The 17508-nt window shown below is 71.3% G+C and carries 14 protein-coding genes and 4 pseudogenes; 11 read left to right on the forward strand and 7 right to left on the reverse strand.

Annotation, left to right across the window (positions count from 1 at the left end):
* Window positions 1-37 precede the first annotated feature (37 nt).
* Together ACWC5O_RS09735 and ACWC5O_RS09740 are read left to right on the forward strand one after the other, a co-directional pair.
* A complete protein-coding gene (locus ACWC5O_RS09735) occupies window positions 38-895 on the forward strand; it encodes a PHP domain-containing protein (protein WP_450580996.1) in 858 nt (285 codons plus the stop codon).
* Window positions 896-967: 72 nt separating this feature from the next.
* Complete coding sequence (locus ACWC5O_RS09740; RefSeq protein ID WP_336111566.1) at window positions 968-1573, forward strand: MarC family protein; 606 nt, start codon at window positions 968-970, stop codon at window positions 1571-1573.
* A 44-nt stretch (window positions 1574-1617) separates the two neighbouring features.
* Here the strand turns inward: ACWC5O_RS09740 and ACWC5O_RS09745 are convergent, their stop codons facing one another.
* On the reverse strand, window positions 1618-1770 hold the full coding sequence (locus ACWC5O_RS09745; RefSeq protein ID WP_450580995.1) for a hypothetical protein: 153 nt from the start codon (window positions 1768-1770) through the stop codon (window positions 1618-1620).
* Between the two features lie 204 nt (window positions 1771-1974).
* Between ACWC5O_RS09745 and ACWC5O_RS09750 the strand changes: the two genes are divergently transcribed.
* A complete protein-coding gene (locus ACWC5O_RS09750; RefSeq protein ID WP_450580994.1) occupies window positions 1975-2871 on the forward strand; it encodes an NYN domain-containing protein in 897 nt (298 codons plus the stop codon).
* Between the two features lie 27 nt (window positions 2872-2898).
* Here ACWC5O_RS09750 and ACWC5O_RS09755 read toward each other — a convergent pair whose 3' ends face one another.
* Together ACWC5O_RS09755 and ACWC5O_RS09760 are read right to left on the reverse strand one after the other, a co-directional pair.
* Entirely contained in the window at window positions 2899-3774 is an 876-nt protein-coding gene (locus ACWC5O_RS09755) for an alpha/beta fold hydrolase (RefSeq protein ID WP_450580993.1), read from the reverse strand.
* A gap of 169 nt (window positions 3775-3943) precedes the next feature.
* Window positions 3944-6574, reverse strand: a complete 2631-nt coding sequence (locus tag ACWC5O_RS09760; protein ID WP_450780949.1) for a DEAD/DEAH box helicase — start codon at window positions 6572-6574, stop codon at window positions 3944-3946.
* A 505-nt stretch (window positions 6575-7079) separates the two neighbouring features.
* Between ACWC5O_RS09760 and ACWC5O_RS09765 the strand changes: the two genes are divergently transcribed.
* Complete coding sequence (locus tag ACWC5O_RS09765) at window positions 7080-7826, forward strand: ferritin-like fold-containing protein (RefSeq protein ID WP_450580991.1); 747 nt, start codon at window positions 7080-7082, stop codon at window positions 7824-7826.
* Between the two features lie 135 nt (window positions 7827-7961).
* Here the strand turns inward: ACWC5O_RS09765 and ACWC5O_RS09770 are convergent, their stop codons facing one another.
* From ACWC5O_RS09770 to ACWC5O_RS09785, 4 genes are all read right to left on the reverse strand, one after another.
* A complete protein-coding gene (locus ACWC5O_RS09770; RefSeq protein WP_450580990.1) occupies window positions 7962-8231 on the reverse strand; it encodes a hypothetical protein in 270 nt (89 codons plus the stop codon).
* A gap of 172 nt (window positions 8232-8403) precedes the next feature.
* Window positions 8404-8631, reverse strand: coding sequence for a DUF3107 domain-containing protein (locus tag ACWC5O_RS09775; protein ID WP_403950694.1), 228 nt, complete (start codon window positions 8629-8631; stop codon window positions 8404-8406).
* Between the two features lie 134 nt (window positions 8632-8765).
* A complete protein-coding gene (locus tag ACWC5O_RS09780; RefSeq protein ID WP_450580989.1) occupies window positions 8766-9407 on the reverse strand; it encodes a TetR/AcrR family transcriptional regulator in 642 nt (213 codons plus the stop codon).
* A 166-nt stretch (window positions 9408-9573) separates the two neighbouring features.
* Window positions 9574-9798: a hypothetical protein gene (locus ACWC5O_RS09785; protein WP_450580988.1), complete on the reverse strand. Its 225-nt coding sequence runs from the start codon at window positions 9796-9798 to the stop codon at window positions 9574-9576.
* 228 nt (window positions 9799-10026) lie between these two features.
* Between ACWC5O_RS09785 and ACWC5O_RS09790 the strand changes: the two genes are divergently transcribed.
* From ACWC5O_RS09790 to ACWC5O_RS09820, 7 genes and pseudogenes are all read left to right on the forward strand, one after another.
* Entirely contained in the window at window positions 10027-11103 is a 1077-nt protein-coding gene (locus ACWC5O_RS09790) for an alpha/beta fold hydrolase (RefSeq protein WP_450580987.1), read from the forward strand.
* Between the two features lie 8 nt (window positions 11104-11111).
* The gene (locus ACWC5O_RS09795) at window positions 11112-12779 is read left to right on the forward strand and encodes a DUF3152 domain-containing protein (protein ID WP_450580986.1); all 1668 of its coding nucleotides are present in this window, start codon (window positions 11112-11114) and stop codon (window positions 12777-12779) included.
* 56 nt (window positions 12780-12835) lie between these two features.
* On the forward strand, window positions 12836-12931 hold the full coding sequence (locus ACWC5O_RS09800; RefSeq protein ID WP_450580985.1) for an Ms4533A family Cys-rich leader peptide: 96 nt from the start codon (window positions 12836-12838) through the stop codon (window positions 12929-12931).
* 179 nt (window positions 12932-13110) lie between these two features.
* Window positions 13111-14828 (forward strand): annotated as a pseudogene (locus tag ACWC5O_RS09805) (ABC transporter substrate-binding protein).
* A gap of 4 nt (window positions 14829-14832) precedes the next feature.
* A pseudogene (locus ACWC5O_RS09810) lies at window positions 14833-15633 on the forward strand (ABC transporter permease); the annotation flags it as partial.
* Window positions 15634-16004: 371 nt separating this feature from the next.
* Window positions 16005-16130 (forward strand): annotated as a pseudogene (locus ACWC5O_RS09815) (ABC transporter permease); the annotation flags it as partial.
* A gap of 39 nt (window positions 16131-16169) precedes the next feature.
* Window positions 16170-17458: pseudogene (locus tag ACWC5O_RS09820) on the forward strand (ATP-binding cassette domain-containing protein); the annotation flags it as partial.
* Window positions 17459-17508 lie beyond the last annotated feature (50 nt).

Raw genomic sequence — 17508 nt, forward strand, 5'->3', positions numbered from 1 at the left:
GTCCCCTTCCGTCCCGTCACCGCCTGGAGTTCGTGTCGTGCGTATCGATCTGCACTGCCACTCCACGGCCTCCGACGGTACGGACACCCCGGCCGAGCTGGTGCGCAATGCCGCTGCCGCCGGGCTGGACGTCGTCGCGCTGACCGACCACGACACCACCCGTGGGTACGCCGAGGCGATCGCCGCGGTGCCCGAAGGGCTCACCCTGGTGACCGGTGCCGAGCTGTCCTGCCGTATCGACGGCATCTCCATGCACATGCTGGCCTACCTCTTCGACCCCGAGGAGCCCGCCCTGCTCGCCGAGCGGGAGCTGGTCCGGGACGACCGGGTGCCGCGGGCTCAGGGCATGGTCGCCAAGCTGAACGCGCTGGGTGTGCCGGTCACCTGGGAGCAGGTCGAGCGGATCGCCGCCGGCGGTTCCGTGGGGCGTCCGCATGTCGCGACCGCGCTCGTCGAGCTGGGCGTGGTGCCCACGGTGAGCGACGCGTTCACCGAGGAGTGGCTGGCCGACGGCGGTCGGGCCTTCGTCGAGAAGCACGAGACCGACCCCTTCGAGGCGATCCGGCTGATCAAGGGCGCGGGCGGCGTGGCCGTCTTCGCGCACCCGGCCGCCGCCAAGCGCGGCCGCACGGTGCCGGAGTCCGCGATCGCCGAGATGGCCGCGGCCGGTCTGGACGGCATCGAGGTCGACCACATGGACCACGACCTCGAAGCCCGGGAGCGCCTGCGGGGCCTCGCGAAGGAGCTGGGGCTGCTGGTCACGGGGTCCTCGGACTACCACGGCAGCCGCAAGACCGTGTCGCTGGGCGAGTACACGACGGACCCCGAGGTGTACGGGGAGATCATCCGACGGGCCACCGGCGCGTTCCCGGTGCCGGGTACCGGCGGGGCCTGAGACCCCTCAGGGGTCGACCCCGCGCCACCTCACGCCCGTTTCTCTCTCTCCTGCAAGGCCTGTACTTCCGCCATGTTCGACGTCGCTGTCTTCGGTTCTCTGTTCCTGACCCTTTTTGTCATCATGGATCCCCCCGGGATCACCCCGATCTTCCTCGCGCTGACCGCGGGGCGCCCCGCCAAGGTGCAGAAGCGGATGGCCTTCCAGGCCGTCTGTGTGGCCTTCGGGGTCATCGCCACGTTCGGCGTCCTGGGCCACCAGATCCTGAACTATCTGCACGTCTCCGTTCCCGCGCTGATGATCGCGGGCGGTCTGCTGCTTCTGCTGATCGCGCTCGACCTGCTCACCGGCAAGACCGACGAGCCGAAGCAGACCAAGGACGTGAACGTCGCCCTCGTACCGCTGGGCATGCCGCTGCTGGCGGGGCCCGGTGCCATCGTGTCCGTGATCCTGGCCGTGCAGAAGGCCGGCAGTGTGGCCACGCAGGTCTCGGTGTGGTCCGCGATCCTCGCGATCCACGTCGTGCTGTGGCTGGTGATGCGTTACTCGCTGCTGATCATCCGGGTCATCAAGGACGGCGGCGTGGTCCTGGTGACGCGGCTCGCGGGCATGATGCTCTCCGCGATCGCGGTGCAGCAGATCATCAACGGTGTCACTCAAGTGATCCGGGGGAGCTGAGACGTGAGCTCGGCTCCCCCGGAAAGCTTGAGTGGCGGTCCGCGTTACGAGGCCGGGGTCTCGGCCGGGCGGATCCACAGGCGCTGTCCGACGGCGGCGGCCTGCTGAACGATCCGGTTGACGGAGGCGGCGTCCACGACGGTGCTGTCCACGGTGGTGCCGTTGACCTCGTCGAGTCGCCTGATTTCGAAGCGCATGGCTTCTCCCTTCGTCTGGTCATCCTCCTGAGGAGAACTACTGATGTGTCCTGCTGTCGTAGGTAGTCAACGGGCTGCGTGTTACAAACATTCCCTACGCTAAAGAAATTTTTCGAACGGCTAATTACCGACCGGTAGGTGCTGTTCACGGGACTGACCGGGACCGGTTGTGTTCGTAGCGTGACCGCCGGGACAATGGAAGCGATGAACGACGACCTGGCGGCCCTCGCCGCCCGCATCGACCACACCAACGAGCTGCTGCAGCGCATGCTCGCCGAGGTGGCGAAGACGCCCTCGACCCACGCGATCTTCGTCGACGCGGGATACCTCTACGCGGCGGCCGGCCGGCTGGTCGCCGGGACGGAGGACCGGCGGGCCTTCGACCTGGACGCCGAGGGCCTGATCGACGCCCTCATCGACAAGGCCCGCACGATCTTCGCGGACAGCCGGCTGCTGCGCGTCTACTGGTACGACGGCGCCCGTCGCCGCATCCACACCGCCGAGCAGCAGTCCATCGCCGAACTGCCCGACGTCAAGGTCCGCCTCGGCAACCTCAACGCCAACAACCAGCAGAAGGGCGTCGACTCCCTCATCCGCTCCGACCTGGAGTCCCTCGCCCGCCATCGTGCGATCAGCGACGCGGCCCTGCTCGGCGGCGACGAGGACCTGGTCTCGGCGGTGGAGGCGGCCCAGGGTTACGGCGCCCGCGTCCACCTGTGGGGCATCGAGGCGCCCGAAGGCCGCAACCAGGCCGAGCCACTGCTCTGGGAGGTCGACAGCCAGCGCACCCTCGACCTGGAGTTCTTCAAGCCGTACGTCTCCCGCCGCACGGCCGCCGCCTACGAGGCCGCCGCCGGCACCCGGCCCACCCGTGAGGACGTCCGCTTCGTCGGCGCTCAGATCGCCGCGAAGTGGCTGTCCGCGCGCGGCCGTGAGGCCCTGGTCGAGCTGCTCCCCGGCCACCCCTACCTGCCCGGCTCCGTCGACCAGGACCTGCTGGTCGAGGCCGAAGGGCTGCTCCAGTACTCCCTGCGCGGCCAGGCGGACCTGCGCCGCGCCCTCAGGGACGGCTTCTGGGAACACCTGCAGACGCTGTACTGACAGCGCCGCGGGTGCCCGCCGCCCGCCTCAGCCCGGGTGCTCGTCCCAGAAGTCGGCGATCGCCCGGGCCGTGGCGAGCGGGCGGTCGGTGTTGGGCGAGTGCTCCGCCCCGTCGATGACGGACCGCCGCGCCTGAAGCCGCACGGCCATCTCGTCGAGCAGCGCCAGTGGCCAGGTGTCGTCCAGCGAGCCCGACAGCACGTGGAACGGCAGCGGTACGGCGGCCAGCTCGACGACACGGTGCGGCTCGGTGCACAACTGGCGTCCGGTGGCGAGGAGCTGGGCGGGCTTGTTGCCCAGCCAGCGGCGCCGCAGATCGTCCCGGCCGACCAGGCCGCCGTCGAGCCCGCCGGTGTCGGGCTCCTCGGGCTCCTCCATCGCCTGCATCGCGTCCCACACCTCCGCCATCGTCATGACGCCGAGCGCGTCCCGCAGCAGCTTCACGCGCTGCTGCTGGGAGACCGAGATCTGCGCCGGGCCCGAGGCCATCAGCGTGAGGGAGAGAAACAGCGCGTGGTCGAGCAGCACGGCCGCACGCGAGATCTGCCCGCCGAGCGAGTGCCCCACCAGATGCACCTGCGTTCCGATCGCCGCCGCCTGCGCCAGTACGTCCCGCGCCAACTCCTCCTGCGCGTAGGCGGATTCGTCGTGCTCGGGCCCGTCCGACTCGTACTGCCCGCGGCCGTCCACGGCCACCGTCCGGTACCCGCGCTCGGCCAGCGGCACATGCAGCGGATTGAAGTCCTCCTTGCTCCCGGTGAACCCCGGCAGCAGCAGCGCGACGCCCTTCGGCTCGACCCCGTCGGCCACGGGCGCGTCGACGACGGCGAACTCACCGCGCGCGGTCCGCAGCGAGTACGCACGGGCACCGGGGGGCGGGACGAAGGTGGCAGGCCTGCTCATGGGGAGAGGCTATCGGGCGGCGCGCGGGCGGGGTGGAGGGAGGGGGAGCAGGTGGAGGGAGAGGGCGCAGGGGGGAGAGGGAAGAGGGGGAAAGACCGACGGCCCGGTCCCACAGACGTGGGCCGGGCCGTCGGGTGAGGCGGTTGTGCTTGTTGTGCCGTTGGGCCGGTCAGGCCTCGGTGGCCTCCACGGCCGCCGTCGCCTTCCGCGTCCGGCGCGGCTTCGGCGCCGCCTCCGTGGCCTCGACCGTGGGCTCCGCGGCCTTGCGGGTCCGGCGGCGCGGCTTCACTTCCGGCTCCTCGGTGGCCTGCGCCGGAATCTCCGGAGCAGCCGCCGCGGCAACGGCCTTACGGGTCCGCCGTGCCTTGGGAGCGGCGGCGACCTCTACTTCGTCCACCGTGGCTTCGGCGGCGGCAACGGCCGTCTTGCGGGTACGGCGGGGCTTGACCTCGGCCTCCGCTGCTTCCGGGGTGGCAGCCGCGGTCTTGCGGGTGCGGCGCGGTTTGGCCTCAGCAGCCTCGGCCGTGTCCACGGCAGCCTCGGCTGCGGCAGCGGCCGTCTTGCGGGTGCGGCGGGGCTTGGCCTCGGTGACCTCGGCCTCCGCCGTTTCCGGGGCGGCAGCCGCAGCCTTGCGGGTGCGGCGCGGCTTGGCCTCGGTGACCTCGGCCTCCGCCGTTACCGGGGCGGTGGCCGCGGTCTTGCGGGTGCGGCGGGGCTTGGTCGCCGGGGCGGCCTCGTCCGTGCCCTCGGCTGTCGCGACTGCCGCTTCGGCGGCCGGCTCGGCCGTCTTGCGGGTGCGGCGCGGTTTGGCCTCAGCAGCCTCGGCCGTGTCCACGGCAGCCTCGGCTGCGGCAGCGGCCGTCTTGCGGGTGCGGCGGGGCTTGGCCTCGGTGACCTCGGCCTCCGCCGTTTCCTGGGCGGCAGCCGCAGCCTTGCGGGTGCGGCGGGGCTTGGTCGCCGGGGCGGCTTCCTCCGTGCCCTCGGCTGTCGCGACTGCCGCTTCGGCGGCCGGCTCGGCCGTCTTGCGGGTGCGGCGACGCGGCTTGGCCCCGGTGGCCTCGGTGGCGGCCTCGGTCACAGGTGCTGCGGCCTCGGTCACCGGAGCCTCGGTCGCCTGGACCTCGGCCGGCTCGGCCGTCCTGCGGGTGCGGCGACGCGGCTTGGCCTCGGTGGCCTCGGTGGCGGCCTCGGTCACAGGTGCTGCGGCCTCGGTCACCGGAGCCTCGGTCGCCTGGACCTCGGCCGGCTCGGCCGACTTCCGGGTGCGGCGTCGGCGCGGCTTCTCCGGGGTCTCCAGCGTGGCCGGGCCCTCGGCGGTGTCCACAGCGGCCTCTGGGGCCACGGTCGCGGCAGTCGCCGGCACCGCCTCCGCCGCGGCTCCGCCGCGTGTGCGGCGACGGCGCCGCGGGGTGCGGGTCTCCGAGGGCTCCTCCGCGGTGCCGGTCTCGGCGGCCGGCGCCGAGGCGGTCGTAGCGGCGGAGGCGTCCAGCGGAGTACCGCCCCGCGTGCGGCGGCGACGGCGCGGCGTGCGCGCCGGGCGCTCACGCTCGGTCGTGGCGGACTCGGCACGGCCGTCGCGGCCACCGCGACCGCGCGCACCGCGGCCACCGGTCTCGCCCAGGTCCTCCAGCTCCTCCGCGTCGAGCCCGGCGCGGGTGCGCTCCGAGCGTGGCAGAGTGCCCTTGGTGCCCTCGGGGATGCCGAGGTCCGAGAACAGGTGCGGGGAGCTCGAGTACGTCTCCACCGGGTCGTTGAAGTCCAGCTCCAGCGCCTTGTTGATCAGCTGCCAGCGCGGGATGTCGTCCCAGTCGACGAACGTGATGGCCGTACCCTTCGCGCCCGCGCGGCCCGTACGGCCGACGCGGTGCAGGTACGTCTTCTCGTCCTCGGGGGACTGGTAGTTGATGACGTGGGTCACGCCCTCGACGTCGATGCCGCGCGCGGCGACGTCGGTGCAGACGAGGACGTCGACCTTGCCGTTGCGGAAGGCCCGCAGGGCCTGCTCACGGGCGCCCTGGCCCAGGTCGCCGTGGACCGCGCCGGAGGCGAAGCCGCGGCGCTCCAGCTGCTCGGCGATGTCGGCCGCCGTGCGCTTGGTCCGGCAGAAGATCATCGCCAGCCCACGGCCCTCGGCCTGCAGGATGCGGGCGACCATCTCCGGCTTGTCCATGTTGTGCGCGCGGTAGACGAACTGCTTGATGTTCGCGACCGTCGCACCCTCGTCGTCCGGCGCGGTGGCGCGGATGTGCGTGGGCCGGGACATGTAGCGGCGTGCGAGACCGATGACCGCGCCCGGCATGGTCGCGGAGAACAGCATGGTCTGGCGCCTGACCGGCAGCAGGTTGATGATCTTCTCGACGTCGGGCAGGAAGCCCAGGTCGAGCATCTCGTCGGCCTCGTCGAGGACCAGGCTCTTGATGTGGCTCAGGTCCAGCTTCTTCTGCCCGGCCAGGTCCAGCAGCCGGCCCGGGGTGCCGACGACCACGTCGACGCCCTTCTTCAGAGCCTCGACCTGGGGTTCGTACGCCCGGCCGCCGTAGATCGCCGTCACGCGCACGTTACGGACCTTGCCGGCCGTCAGCAGGTCGTTGGTGACCTGGGTGCACAGCTCGCGCGTGGGGACGACGACGAGCGCCTGCGGGGCGTCGGTGAGGGCCTCGGGCCGCGCGCGGCCCGCCTCGACGTCGGCGGGGACGGTCACGCGCTCGAGGAGCGGAAGACCGAAGCCCAGCGTCTTGCCGGTGCCGGTCTTGGCCTGGCCGATGACGTCCGTGCCCGAGAGGGCGACGGGGAGCGTCATCTCCTGGATGGGGAAGGGAGTGATGATGCCGACGGCTTCCAGGGCCTCGGCGGTCTCGGGCAGGATCCCAAGTTCTCGGAACGTGGTAGTCAGGGTTATGCCTCTTCTGTGTACGCGGTGCGAGGCGAGCGCGGGGGTCATGACTGACCGTGTCGGGGACGTCGGCTGCCGTACGGACGAACCACTCGGGCAAGCCGTAAGACACGGGACCACTGCCGACGCTCTAGCGCTCGTACCGCTGAGGGTGTCCCTCCGGTCGTCGTACGTAATGAGCCGTACGGCCAGGGAGGGCTGTCGGGTCGGAGCCGATCGGGCCACCGACCGGGCATCCTCATGCGTGCAGCCTGTCGTAAGACGTCGAACAGTATCGACGCACTCTCAGCAGGCGCATTACCACCATACCCCGGATCGGCGCACATGCGATGGCCGATTTGGTCACGTAGTCGTGGTCACAGTGGTTGGCCAGGGGCTTCCGAGGCACGGCAAGCGGGCTATTGTGCGCCTCATGACTAGCTCTGACAAGCCTGAGAACGAGTTCGCCGCGCCCGCCGAACACACCGGTGTAGCCGCCCAGGACTGGGCGCAGGCCTCCGCCGACCCGCAGTACCGTGCGGCGGTCGTGGACCTGCTCGGCGCGCTCGCGTACGGGGAGCTTGCGGCGTTCGAGCGGCTCGCGGAGGACGCCAAGCTGGCGCCGACGCTCGCGGACAAGGCGGAGCTGGCGAAGATGGCCTCGGCCGAGTTCCACCACTTCGAGAGGCTGCGGGACCGGCTGACCGAGATCGGCGAGGAGCCGACCGCGGCGATGGAGCCCTTCGTGGCGGCCCTGGACGGCTTCCACAAGCAGACGGCGCCCTCGGACTGGCTGGAGGGCCTGGTCAAGGCGTACGTCGGCGACTCGATCGCGAGCGACTTCTACCGGGAGGTCGCGGCCCGCCTCGACTCCGACACGCGTGAGCTGGTCCTCGCCGTCCTCGACGACACCGGGCACGCCGGGTTCGCGGTGGAGAAGGTGCGCGCGGCGATCGACGCCGACCCGCGCGTGGGCGGCCGGCTGGCACTGTGGGCACGGCGGCTGATGGGGGAGGCGCTGTCGCAGTCGCAGCGGGTGGTCGCCGACCGGGACGCCCTGTCGACCATGCTCGTGGGTGGCGTTGCCGACGGGTTCGATCTCGCGGAGGTCGGCCGGATGTTCTCGCGGATCACTGAGGCGCACACCAAGCGAATGGCTGCGCTGGGCCTCGCGGCCTGAGAGCCGTCGCGCTCCGTGGGGGTGGTTTCGGCTATCTCGCGGCTGCGGCTGGTGCGTCGCGGCTGGTCGCGCAGTTCCCCGCGCCCCTCGGGGCGGGCGGCTGCGCCGCCGCCCCCTCCCACCCGGCCCTGGCCGCTACGCCGTTGCTGATCGTCGGCGGAGGCGGGCTGACGGGCGGAGGAGGAGGGACAGGGAGGCTGCCGAGACGATCGCTGCGCCGAGGAGGTTCAGCAGGACGCTGCCCGAGCCGAGGGCGCTGTGAGTGACGAAGTCGCCGAAAAGGGCTCCGGCGACGCCTGTCGAGAGCACCAGGGGCCGGGTGGGCAGGCGGTGCGACAGCCGGTGGGCCGCCGCCCAGGCGAGGACCAGACCGAGCACGGCGGATCCGATTGCTTCCAGGATCATCTCGGGGGTCCCTCCCACGGCCGGCCTGTGCTTCACGGTCGTAGCCGGTCATACCCGTGACCTGCGGATTGCAATCCTCCTCTGTGGGCGACTTGTGCTCCATCTGTGCACAGGCCGCACACGCGGAAGGGCCCGGCGGCACAGTGCCGCCGGGCCCCGCTCGAACTCGGGTCTAGAGCGTGCCGAAGCCCACCTTGCGGACGGTCGGCTCGCCGATCTCCACGTACGCCAGGCGGTCCGCCGGGACCAGGACCCTGCGGCCGCGCTCGTCCACGAGGCTCAGCAGCTGCGACTTTCCGGCCAGCGCCTCGGCCACCACGCGCTCGATGTCCTCGGCGCTCTGACCGCTCTCCAGAACGATCTCGCGGGGCGCGTGCTGCACGCCGATCTTGACCTCCACGGCTATGTCCCTCCGACGGTCAGTGAAGTGCGCGATCTTCCGCGCCGTACCCAGCACACATTAGCCCGGTGAGCGGATGTCCACGCTGCGGGTCGGAACGCCAACAGCGAACACCGGGCGGGAACAAACGCGCGTCAGTGGTTCTCGGTGCCGTGCAGCGGGAAGCCGGCGATGCCTCGCCAGGCCAGCGAGGTCAGCAGCTGCACCGCCTGTTCGCGCGGCACGCTGCGGTCGCTGTGCAGCCAGGAACGCGCCACCACCTGGGCGAGGCCGCCGAGGCCGGAGGCGAGCAGCATCGACTCCGCGCGCGACAGGCCCGTGTCCTCGGCGATGACTTCGCAGATCGCCTCGGCGCAGTCGTTGGTGACCTTGTCGACCCGCTCGCGCACCGCGGGCTCGTTCGTCAGGTCCGACTCGAAGACCAGGCGGAAGGCGCCGCCGTCGTCCTCGACGTACGCGAAGTAGGCGTCCATGGTCGCCCGCACGCGCTGCTTGTTGTCGGTCGTCGACGCGAGCGCGCCGCGCACGGCCTGGATCAGCGACTCGCAGTGCTGGTCCAGCAGGGCGAGGTAGAGGTCGAGCTTGCCGGGGAAGTGCTGGTAGAGCACCGGCTTGCTGACGCCCGCCCGCTCGGCGATGTCGTCCATCGCGGCCGCGTGGTAGCCCTGTGCGACGAAGACCTCCTGGGCGGCGCCCAGCAGCTGGTTCCGTCGGGCTCGGCGCGGCAGACGGGTGCCCCGTGGGCGTACCGCCTCAGTTTGCTCGATGGCTGTCACGCCGCCTCCCAAAGTCGTCCACATGCGGTGTCAGCCGCGCGGCCATCGTACTTTTCGGTAACCGTGGTGTGCGCGGTGCGAGCGCAGAATTTCACGTACCGGACGGCGACGAAAGCCACAAAGCCAGGCTTACACGGCCGGAGGGGTGCCGAATCGTCCTGCGCGGTCAGCGGTAGTCCTCTTCGTCGGTCGACACCACGCGCGCCTGTTCGATGAGATCGGCCTCGTTCCCGCGGGCCGGATCCACTCCCGTGAGCGGGTCGTCGCCCTCCGGTGCGATGTCGGCGCGCTGCTCGACGGCGTCACCCTCAGGGGCCTCGACGTCGATCGACGCGGTGTCGTCGGCCTCCAGGTCCTCGGCCACGTCGGGCTCGTTGGGGTCATAGGTCATGGTGGGCTCCCTTCCTACGAACGTCCCTGGAAGCGGCAGGGGCCACATACGGGTGCCCTCGCTACGAGCCTAGGAGACACCTGATCCGGACGCCACGCCATGCACGCCCGTTCGCCGTGCGGTTCCCGGTCGCCGTCGGTTGCCCGGTCCGGGTTTCCGCCGCGACAGCGGCCAACCTGTGACGGCGAACACATGAGCTACGGCGTGATCGTCTCGTAACATTGCCGCATGTCTTCGACCGAGTCGCAGTCCGTAACGGCCGCCAGTGTCCTCCCGAAGGTGGCGCCCGTCCGGGTCGGCGAGGGCGAGCGGCTGAGGTCGGTGGGGCTGTCGGGGGTCACGCTGTCGGTCCGTTCGCGGCGCCCCGCGCGCGAGGGGCTGCCGCCCGCGCTGTACGTCCACGGGCTCGGCGGTTCCTCGCAGAACTGGTCCACGCTGATGAAGGAGCTGGACGGCGTCGTCGACAGCGAGGCGGTCGACCTGCCCGGCTTCGGCGACTCGCCGCCCCCGGACGACGGCAACTACTCCGTCACGGGGCACGCGCGCGCGGTCATCCGTTATCTGGACGCCGTCGAGCGCGGCCCCGTCCACCTCTTCGGCAACTCCCTCGGCGGAGCGGTCGCCACACGCGTCTCCGCGGTACGTCCCGATCTCGTGCGCACCCTGACGCTGGTCTCGCCGGCCCTGCCGGAGCTGTACGTGCAGCGCACCGCGGTGCCCACGGCTCTGCTGGGCGTGCCCGGGGTGGCCGGGCTCTTCACCCGGCTCACCAGGGAATGGACGGCCGAGCAGCGCGTGCGCGGCGTGTTGGGGCTGTGCTACGGCGACCCCGGGCGCGTGTCGTCGGAGGCGTTCCAGCAGGCCGTGCAGGAGCTGGAGCGGCGGCTGCAACTGCCTTACTTCTGGGACGCGATGGCACGCTCCGCGCGCGGGGTGGTCAATGCCTACACCCTCGGCGGCCAGCACGGGCTGTGGCGCCAGGCCGAGCGCGTGCTCGCCCCGACCCTGCTGATCTACGGCGGCCGTGACCAGCTGGTCGGCTACCGCATGGCCCGGAAGGCCGCGCGCTCCTTCCCCGACTCCCGCCTCCTGTCCCTGCCGGAGGCGGGTCACGTGGCGATGATGGAGTACCCGGACGTGGTGGCCGGAGCGTTCCGGGAACTCCTCGCGGAGAAGCGGGAGTTCGGAAGCGCGGGTCGGTCCGTGACTGCCGCCGCGACCGGGGGCGCGCACGCCGCGGCGCCCGGTGACGGATTCACTGAGACAGCCGGCGGCGACGTCGCCGCCACGGGCGCGGGGAGCTGAGGGCCGAGGTGGGACGTCACAGCCGCCGCGGACCGGCCCCCAAGGACGACTCCGCCGACATAGCCGCCCGGCGAGGGGGGCGGGGGTCGGCCTCCGGCACTCCGCGCGAGACCCGACAGCCCACTCTGCCCGGCCAGCGCCAGGCACCCGAGAACGCTCCCCAGGGGTACGGCACACCGCGCACCGCCCAGGGCACCCCCGGTTTCCCGCCGGGGGTGCCGACGGGAGGCGTACCGCGTTTCCCTGACGGCACTCCGGCTCAGGGGGCGCCGCGCTTTCCTGACGGCACGCCTGCTCACGGGACTTCGCGTCTGCCCGACGGCACGCCTGCCCGTGGTGTGCCTCGGTTTCCGGATGGCACGCCCGCTCAGGGTGTCCCTCGGTTCTCCGGTGGGCCGGGGGCGCAGGGCGGCCGGCGCTCTCCCGGGGGCACTCCGGCGCAGGGGGCCCCGCGTCTGCCCGACGGCACGCCTGCTCACGGTGCTCCACGGTTCCCCGATGGCACCCCTGCCCACGGCGTGCAGCGTTTCGGTGGGGGTGCCGCGCAGGCCCGAGGTGCGCATCCCGAGCAGCGTGAAGTCGGCGGTGGCTGGGGGGAGTTCGCGGGAGCGGCCGGTGCCGGCGCCGGGATTGCTCCCGGGGTGCGGCAGGGCGCGGGCGGGCCCGGTGTCGCCTTTCCGCGGCAGCGACAGGGTGGGCCCGGCCGTTCCGGTGGTGGGCCCCGGCAGGATTACCTCGAGGCCTTCGAGGAGGACGCCGACGTCTTCGCGCCCCGGTCCGGCCGTACGGAGTCCGCTCAGGATCAGGAGTCGTACGACGCCGGTGCCGAGCCGGCGGCCGACGGGGGCGATGCGCCGCCCACCGGTGTGCCCGCGCAGCGCGGCGGAGGCAAGGGGCGGGCCTTCACGGGCATCGCGGCCGCGGCCGTGACCACCGTGCTCGCGGTCGTCGTCGCCGGGCAGGTCACCGACCGCCACGACGACGCCGACGTACGGTCGCAGTCCGCCACCGACCAGGCGCGCGGCACCCGGGTCCCCGGACAGAGCACCCCGTCCGCCTCGCCGAGCGTGGCGACGCTGACGTACGAGCAGAAGATGGACCGGAAGTACCCGCTCAGCGCCACGATGAAGGGCTCCGGGAAGTTCGACGCCGTCCCGGGTTTCGACAAGGCGCCCGGCAAGGGACAGAAGTACACCTACCGCGTCGACATCGAGCAGGGACTCGGCCTGGACGGCGAACTGTTCGCCGCGGCCGTGCAGAAGACGCTCAACGACGACCGCAGCTGGGCCCACGGCGGTGCCCGTACCTTCGAGCGCGTCTCCTCCGGCAAACCCGACTTCGTGATCACGCTCGCCAGCCCCGGCACCACCGCCAAGTGGTGCGCCAAGTCCGGCCTGGACACCACGGAGGACAACGTCTCCTGCGACTCGGCGTCCACCGAACGCGTGATGATCAACGCCTACCGGTGGGCACAGGGCAGCAAGACATACGGGGACAAGATCCACGCATACCGGCAGATGCTCATCAATCACGAGGTCGGCCACCGGCTCGGCCACGGCCATGTGTCGTGCCAGAAGGACGGCGAGCTGGCACCGGTCATGCAGCAGCAGACCAAGTTCCTCGACCACGACGGGATCCACTGCCTGCCCAACTCCTGGCCCTATCCCCGGAGTTGACAGGCGCCGTCGGCGTCGCATTGACATGAGCAGCAAGTTTGTTCATATTTTCGTGCATGTGGTCTAGTCATGCCGTCTCCAACAGCGCCGCCATCGAGCTGGCGCTGCTCGGCGTGACCGCGCTCTGCGTGGCCGACATCCACTGTCACTGACGCCGCCTCCCTGGCGTTCGCGTCGCGACCACCCTCCCTTGTTCCGTCCGTGACCGTTCACGGATTCTTCGACGACCCGACGCCGGGGCCGACGTCTGCTCGCAGCCGTCTCACTCCTCGTCCACATGTCTCACTTTTCGAGATTCCCTCGATCCGTTTCCCGAGAGGTCGTCATTCCGATGCGTCAACCGTCCGTCACAGCGCCCGTGTGGCAGCGGCATCCGTCAGCCTGGTCGTGGCAACGGGCGTCGCCGCCTGCGGCCCGAAGGACAACGATGCCAAGGGTTCCGGTGGCGACTCCGCGCCGCACAAGGGCGGCACGCTGACCGTTCTGAACTCCGAACCGCAGCAGGACTTCGACCCCGCCCGCCTCTACACCTCCGGCGGCGGCAACATCCCCTCGCTCGTGTTCCGCACGCTCACCACGCGCAACCGGGAGAACGGCGCGGCCGGCGCCAAGGTCGTCCCGGACCTGGCCACCGACACCGGGCGCCCCAGCAAGGACGCGACCGTGTGGACGTACACCCTGAAGAAGGGCCTCAAGTACGAGGGCGGCACCCCGATCACCTCGGCCGACATCAAGTACGGCATCGAGCGCTCCTTCGCCCCCGAACTCTCCGGCGGCGCACCGTACCTGAGGGACTGGCTGGTCGGCGCGGCCGACTACCAGGGCCCGTACAAGGACAAGAAGGGCCTCTCGGCGATCGAGACGCCGGACGCGCGGACCATCGTCTTCCATCTGAACAAGCCCGAGGGCGAGTTCCCGTTCCTGGCCACGCAGACGCAGTTCACGCCCGTCCCGAAGGGCAAGGACACGGGCACCAAGTACGAGGAGCACCCGATCTCGTCCGGCCCGTACAAGGTCGTGAAGAACGAGGACGACGGCGAGCACCTGCTGCTCGAGCGCAACACGTACTGGTCCACCGCCGTCGACGCCGAGCGCAAGGCCTACCCGGACACCATCGACGTCCGCTCCGGCCTCGACTCCTCCGTGATCAACCAGCGGCTGTCCGCGTCTCAGGGGGCGGACGCGGCCGCGGTCACCACGGACACCAACCTCGGCCCGGCCGAGCTCGCCAAGGTGACCGGTGACAAGGAGCTCGCCGCACGCGTGGGCACCGGCCACTTCGGCTACACGAACCACATCGCGTTCAACCCGACGGCGAAGCCGTTCGACGACATCAAGGTGCGGCAGGCGATCTCGTACGCCATCGACCGCTCGTCCGTGATCAACGCGGCCGGTGGTTCCGCGCTCGCCGAGCCTGCGACCACCTACCTGCCCGACCAGAAGTCCTTCGGCTACGAGCCGTACGACCTCTTCCCGGCGGGCAAGGCCGGCAACCCGGCCAAGGCCAAGGAGCTGCTGAAGGAGGCCGGCTACAAGAACGGGCTCACGATCACGCTCACGCACTCCAACGACAAGAACTTCGAGACCGGTCCGGAGATCGCCACCGCCGTCCAGGACGCCCTGAAGAAGGCCGGCATCACGGTCAGGCTCCAGGGGCTGGAGGACAACGACTACCGGGACAAGATCCACAGCGTGAAGACCGAGCCCGGCTTCTTCCTCGCCCGCTGGGGTGTCGACTGGCCCTCCGGCGCTCCCTTCCTCGCCCCGATCTTCGACGGCCGGCAGATCGTCAAGGATGGAGCGAACTTCAACACGGGCCTGCTCAACGACAAGTCGGTCAATGACGAGATTGACGCGATCAACAAGTTGACCGACCTTGACGCGGCCGCCGAGCGGTGGGGTGCACTGGACAAGAAGATCGGCGCGCAGGCCCTGACCGTGCCGCTGTTCCACCCCGTCTACAAGCGCCTGTACGGCAAGGACGTCAAGAACATCGTGATCAGCGACTGGACCGGTGTTCTGGACATCTCCCAGGTCGCGGTCAAGTAGCGCCGTGAGTGAGGCACTTGTCGCCTCCCGGGCCCCCGGGACGGACACGCCCGTCCCGGGGGCCTCGGGGGCCCGTTCGTTCTGGCGGCGGCTGCGGGCGCGGCGCGCCGCCCTCGTCGCGGCGGTCGTCGTCGCGCTGCTCGTCCTGGTCGCGCTCGCCGCGCCGCTGCTCACCGCCCTGGAGGGCCAGGACCCGACCACCTACCACCCCTCCCTGATCGACTCCGCGCGCGGGGGCGTGCCCATCGGCTCCTTCGGCGGCCTCGGCGCCGACCACTGGCTGGGGGTCGAACCGCAGACCGGGCTCGACCTGTTCGCGCGGCTGGTCTACGGGGCCCGGGTGTCGCTGGGCGTCGCGCTCGCGGCGACCGTGGCGCAGGTCGCCATCGGGGTCGTGGTCGGCGTGGCCTCCGCGCTCGGCAGCCGATGGGTTGATCAACTGTTGAGCCGTACCACGGACATCATCGTCGCCATGCCGCTGGTGATCATGTCACTGGCGCTGCTGGCGATCGTGCCCTCGAGCTTTCCGCGGCCCGTCCTCGTCACCCTCGTCATCGGCCTCATCGCCTGGGGCAACATCGCGAAGATCGTGCGCGCCCAGACCCTCACCCTCAAGGGTCTCGACCACGTCTCCGCCGCCCGGCTGAGCGGCTGGAGCACCTGGCGGATCGCCCGCCGCGAGCTGCTCCCGGGGCTGGCCGCGCCCGTCATCACGTACGCGGCGCTGCTGGTGCCGCAGAACATCACGGTAGAGGCGGCCATCCATCCTCGGCACTGCGTAGAACCGCCGACGCCGTCCCGGGGCGGTGACGACCTACGTCGTCTTCTACGCCACCGTTCCTAAGCGGTGAGCGGGAGCGAGCCCACGCACTGGCACGCCCCGAACGGTCTTGGGCGCACTGGTCGTCCGCTTTCGCATCCCAGGCGGCGACACGGATCGCGTCCGTGGTCCGAGCCGGGCGGGCGGAGTCCCTCACGACCTGGCCATGGGCGCAGCCAGAGGCGACGGGGAGGCCCTGACCCATCACTCCGGTGGGGAAGGGCCCCGCACGCTGGCGCCACACCCGGCGTCCCAGATCGAAGAGCGACGGTACCCCGATCGGCCCAGTGGCTCGCAAGCTTGCGAGCCGGCCGTCACACAAACGAGCGAAAAGTCCGCGCTGTTCGCCGCAGCAGGTGCACCAGGTCGCCGAGCAGCTCAAGCTCGGTGACCCGCTCCACCTGCGCTACTGGCACTTCCTGGAAGGCCTCTTCGCCGGCCAGGACTACTCCACGGGCACCTCCGTGGCGCACTGCTCCGCACCCTGCCTGGGGCTGTCGTACCAGAGTGACCAGCAGGTCATGCACACGCGCGCCTCGCGCCGCGCCGCACGCGCGCGTGCCGTCCAGGTGCTGGAGAGGGTGGGAATTCCGGACGCACAGCGCCGGTCTAGGTCCCGCCCGCACGAGTTCAGCGGCGGCATGCGCCAGCGCGCCCTCATCGCCATGGCGCTCGCCTGCCGGCCGGACCTGCTGATCGCCGACGAGCCGACGACGGCCCTCGACGTCACCGTCCAGGCCCAGATCCTCGACCTGCTGCACACGCTGCGCGAGGAGACCGGCATGGGCCTGCTGCTCGTCACCCACGACGTGGGCGTCGCCGCCGAGAGCGTCGACGAGGTGCTGGTCATGAGGCACGGCCGAGCCGTCGAACACGGCCCGGTCGGCGCGGTCCTGAGGGCGCCCGCGCAGGCGTACACCCGCGAACTCCTCGACGCCGTCACGCGCGTGGACGCACAGCGCGCCCCCTCCGAGGCGTCCGACGAGATCGTGCTGGAGGCCACCGGGCTCCGGCGCGAGTTCGGGCGAGGCAAGCGGGAGTTCACGCCGTGGACGACGTCTCGCTGACCGTCCGCCGGGGCGAGACCCTGGGCGTCGTGGGGGAGAGCGGCAGCGGCAAGACGACGCTGGGCCGCATGCTGGTGGGGCTGCTCGAGCCGACCGCCGGCGAGATCCTCTACGCGGGGCGCCCGCACACCGGTGTGAACCCGGCCGTCCAGTTGGTCTTCCAGGACCCCGTCTCCTCCCTCAACCCCCGCCGCAGCGTGGGCGAGTCCATTGCCGACCCGCTCCGCGCACGCAGGATGGGGGTCCCCCGGCACGAGCGAAGCCGAGAGTCGGGGAGGGACGAGCGACACATCCGTGGGCGCGTGGTCGAACTGCTGGAGCGCGTGGGGCTCGAAGCGGCCCACTACGACCGCTACCCGCACGAGTTCAGCGGCGGACAACGCCAGCGCGTCGGCATCGCCCGGGCGCTCGCCGCCGACCCGCGCGTCATCGTCTGCGACGAGCCCGTCTCGGCGCTCGACGTCACGACGCAGGCCCAGGTGGTCCAACTGCTCGGCGAGCTGCAGCGCGAACTCGGCCTCGCGCTGGTGTTCATCGCGCACGACCTCGCCGTCGTCCGCCAGGTCAGCGACCGGGTCGCGGTGATGCGTCGCGGGCGGGTCGTCGAGTCCGGCCCCGTCGACGACGTGTACGACGCCCCGCGCGAGCCGTACACCAAGCAGCTCCTGGCAGCCGTACCCGCGCTCGACCCCGAGCTGGCGGCGGAGCGGCGGGCGGCCCGGCGGGAACTGGCCGCGGCGTGACGTTTCGTACGTGGTCGATCACTGTCTGACCTCCTAGCGCGGCGGAACGC

The organism is Streptomyces sp. NPDC001450, from assembly GCF_053597295.1.

Bases quoted from the DNA above. Each gene is read 5' to 3' on its own strand.
- ACWC5O_RS09750 (WP_450580994.1), top strand. From the start codon at position 1,975: ATGAACGACGACCTGGCGGCCCTCGCCGCCCGCATCGACCACACCAAC.
- ACWC5O_RS09800 (WP_450580985.1), top strand. From the start codon at position 12,836: ATGTGGTCTAGTCATGCCGTCTCCAACAGCGCCGCCATCGAGCTGGCG.
- ACWC5O_RS09790 (WP_450580987.1), top strand. From the start codon at position 10,027: ATGTCTTCGACCGAGTCGCAGTCCGTAACGGCCGCCAGTGTCCTCCCG.
- ACWC5O_RS09765 (WP_450580991.1), top strand. From the start codon at position 7,080: ATGACTAGCTCTGACAAGCCTGAGAACGAGTTCGCCGCGCCCGCCGAA.
- ACWC5O_RS09785 (WP_450580988.1), bottom strand. From the start codon at position 9,798: ATGACCTATGACCCCAACGAGCCCGACGTGGCCGAGGACCTGGAGGCC.
- ACWC5O_RS09760 (WP_450780949.1), bottom strand. From the start codon at position 6,574: ATGACGCTCCCCGTCGCCCTCTCGGGCACGGACGTCATCGGCCAGGCC.
- ACWC5O_RS09770 (WP_450580990.1), bottom strand. From the start codon at position 8,231: ATGATCCTGGAAGCAATCGGATCCGCCGTGCTCGGTCTGGTCCTCGCC.
- ACWC5O_RS09755 (WP_450580993.1), bottom strand. From the start codon at position 3,774: ATGAGCAGGCCTGCCACCTTCGTCCCGCCCCCCGGTGCCCGTGCGTAC.
- ACWC5O_RS09745 (WP_450580995.1), bottom strand. From the start codon at position 1,770: ATGCGCTTCGAAATCAGGCGACTCGACGAGGTCAACGGCACCACCGTG.
- ACWC5O_RS09740 (WP_336111566.1), top strand. From the start codon at position 968: ATGTTCGACGTCGCTGTCTTCGGTTCTCTGTTCCTGACCCTTTTTGTC.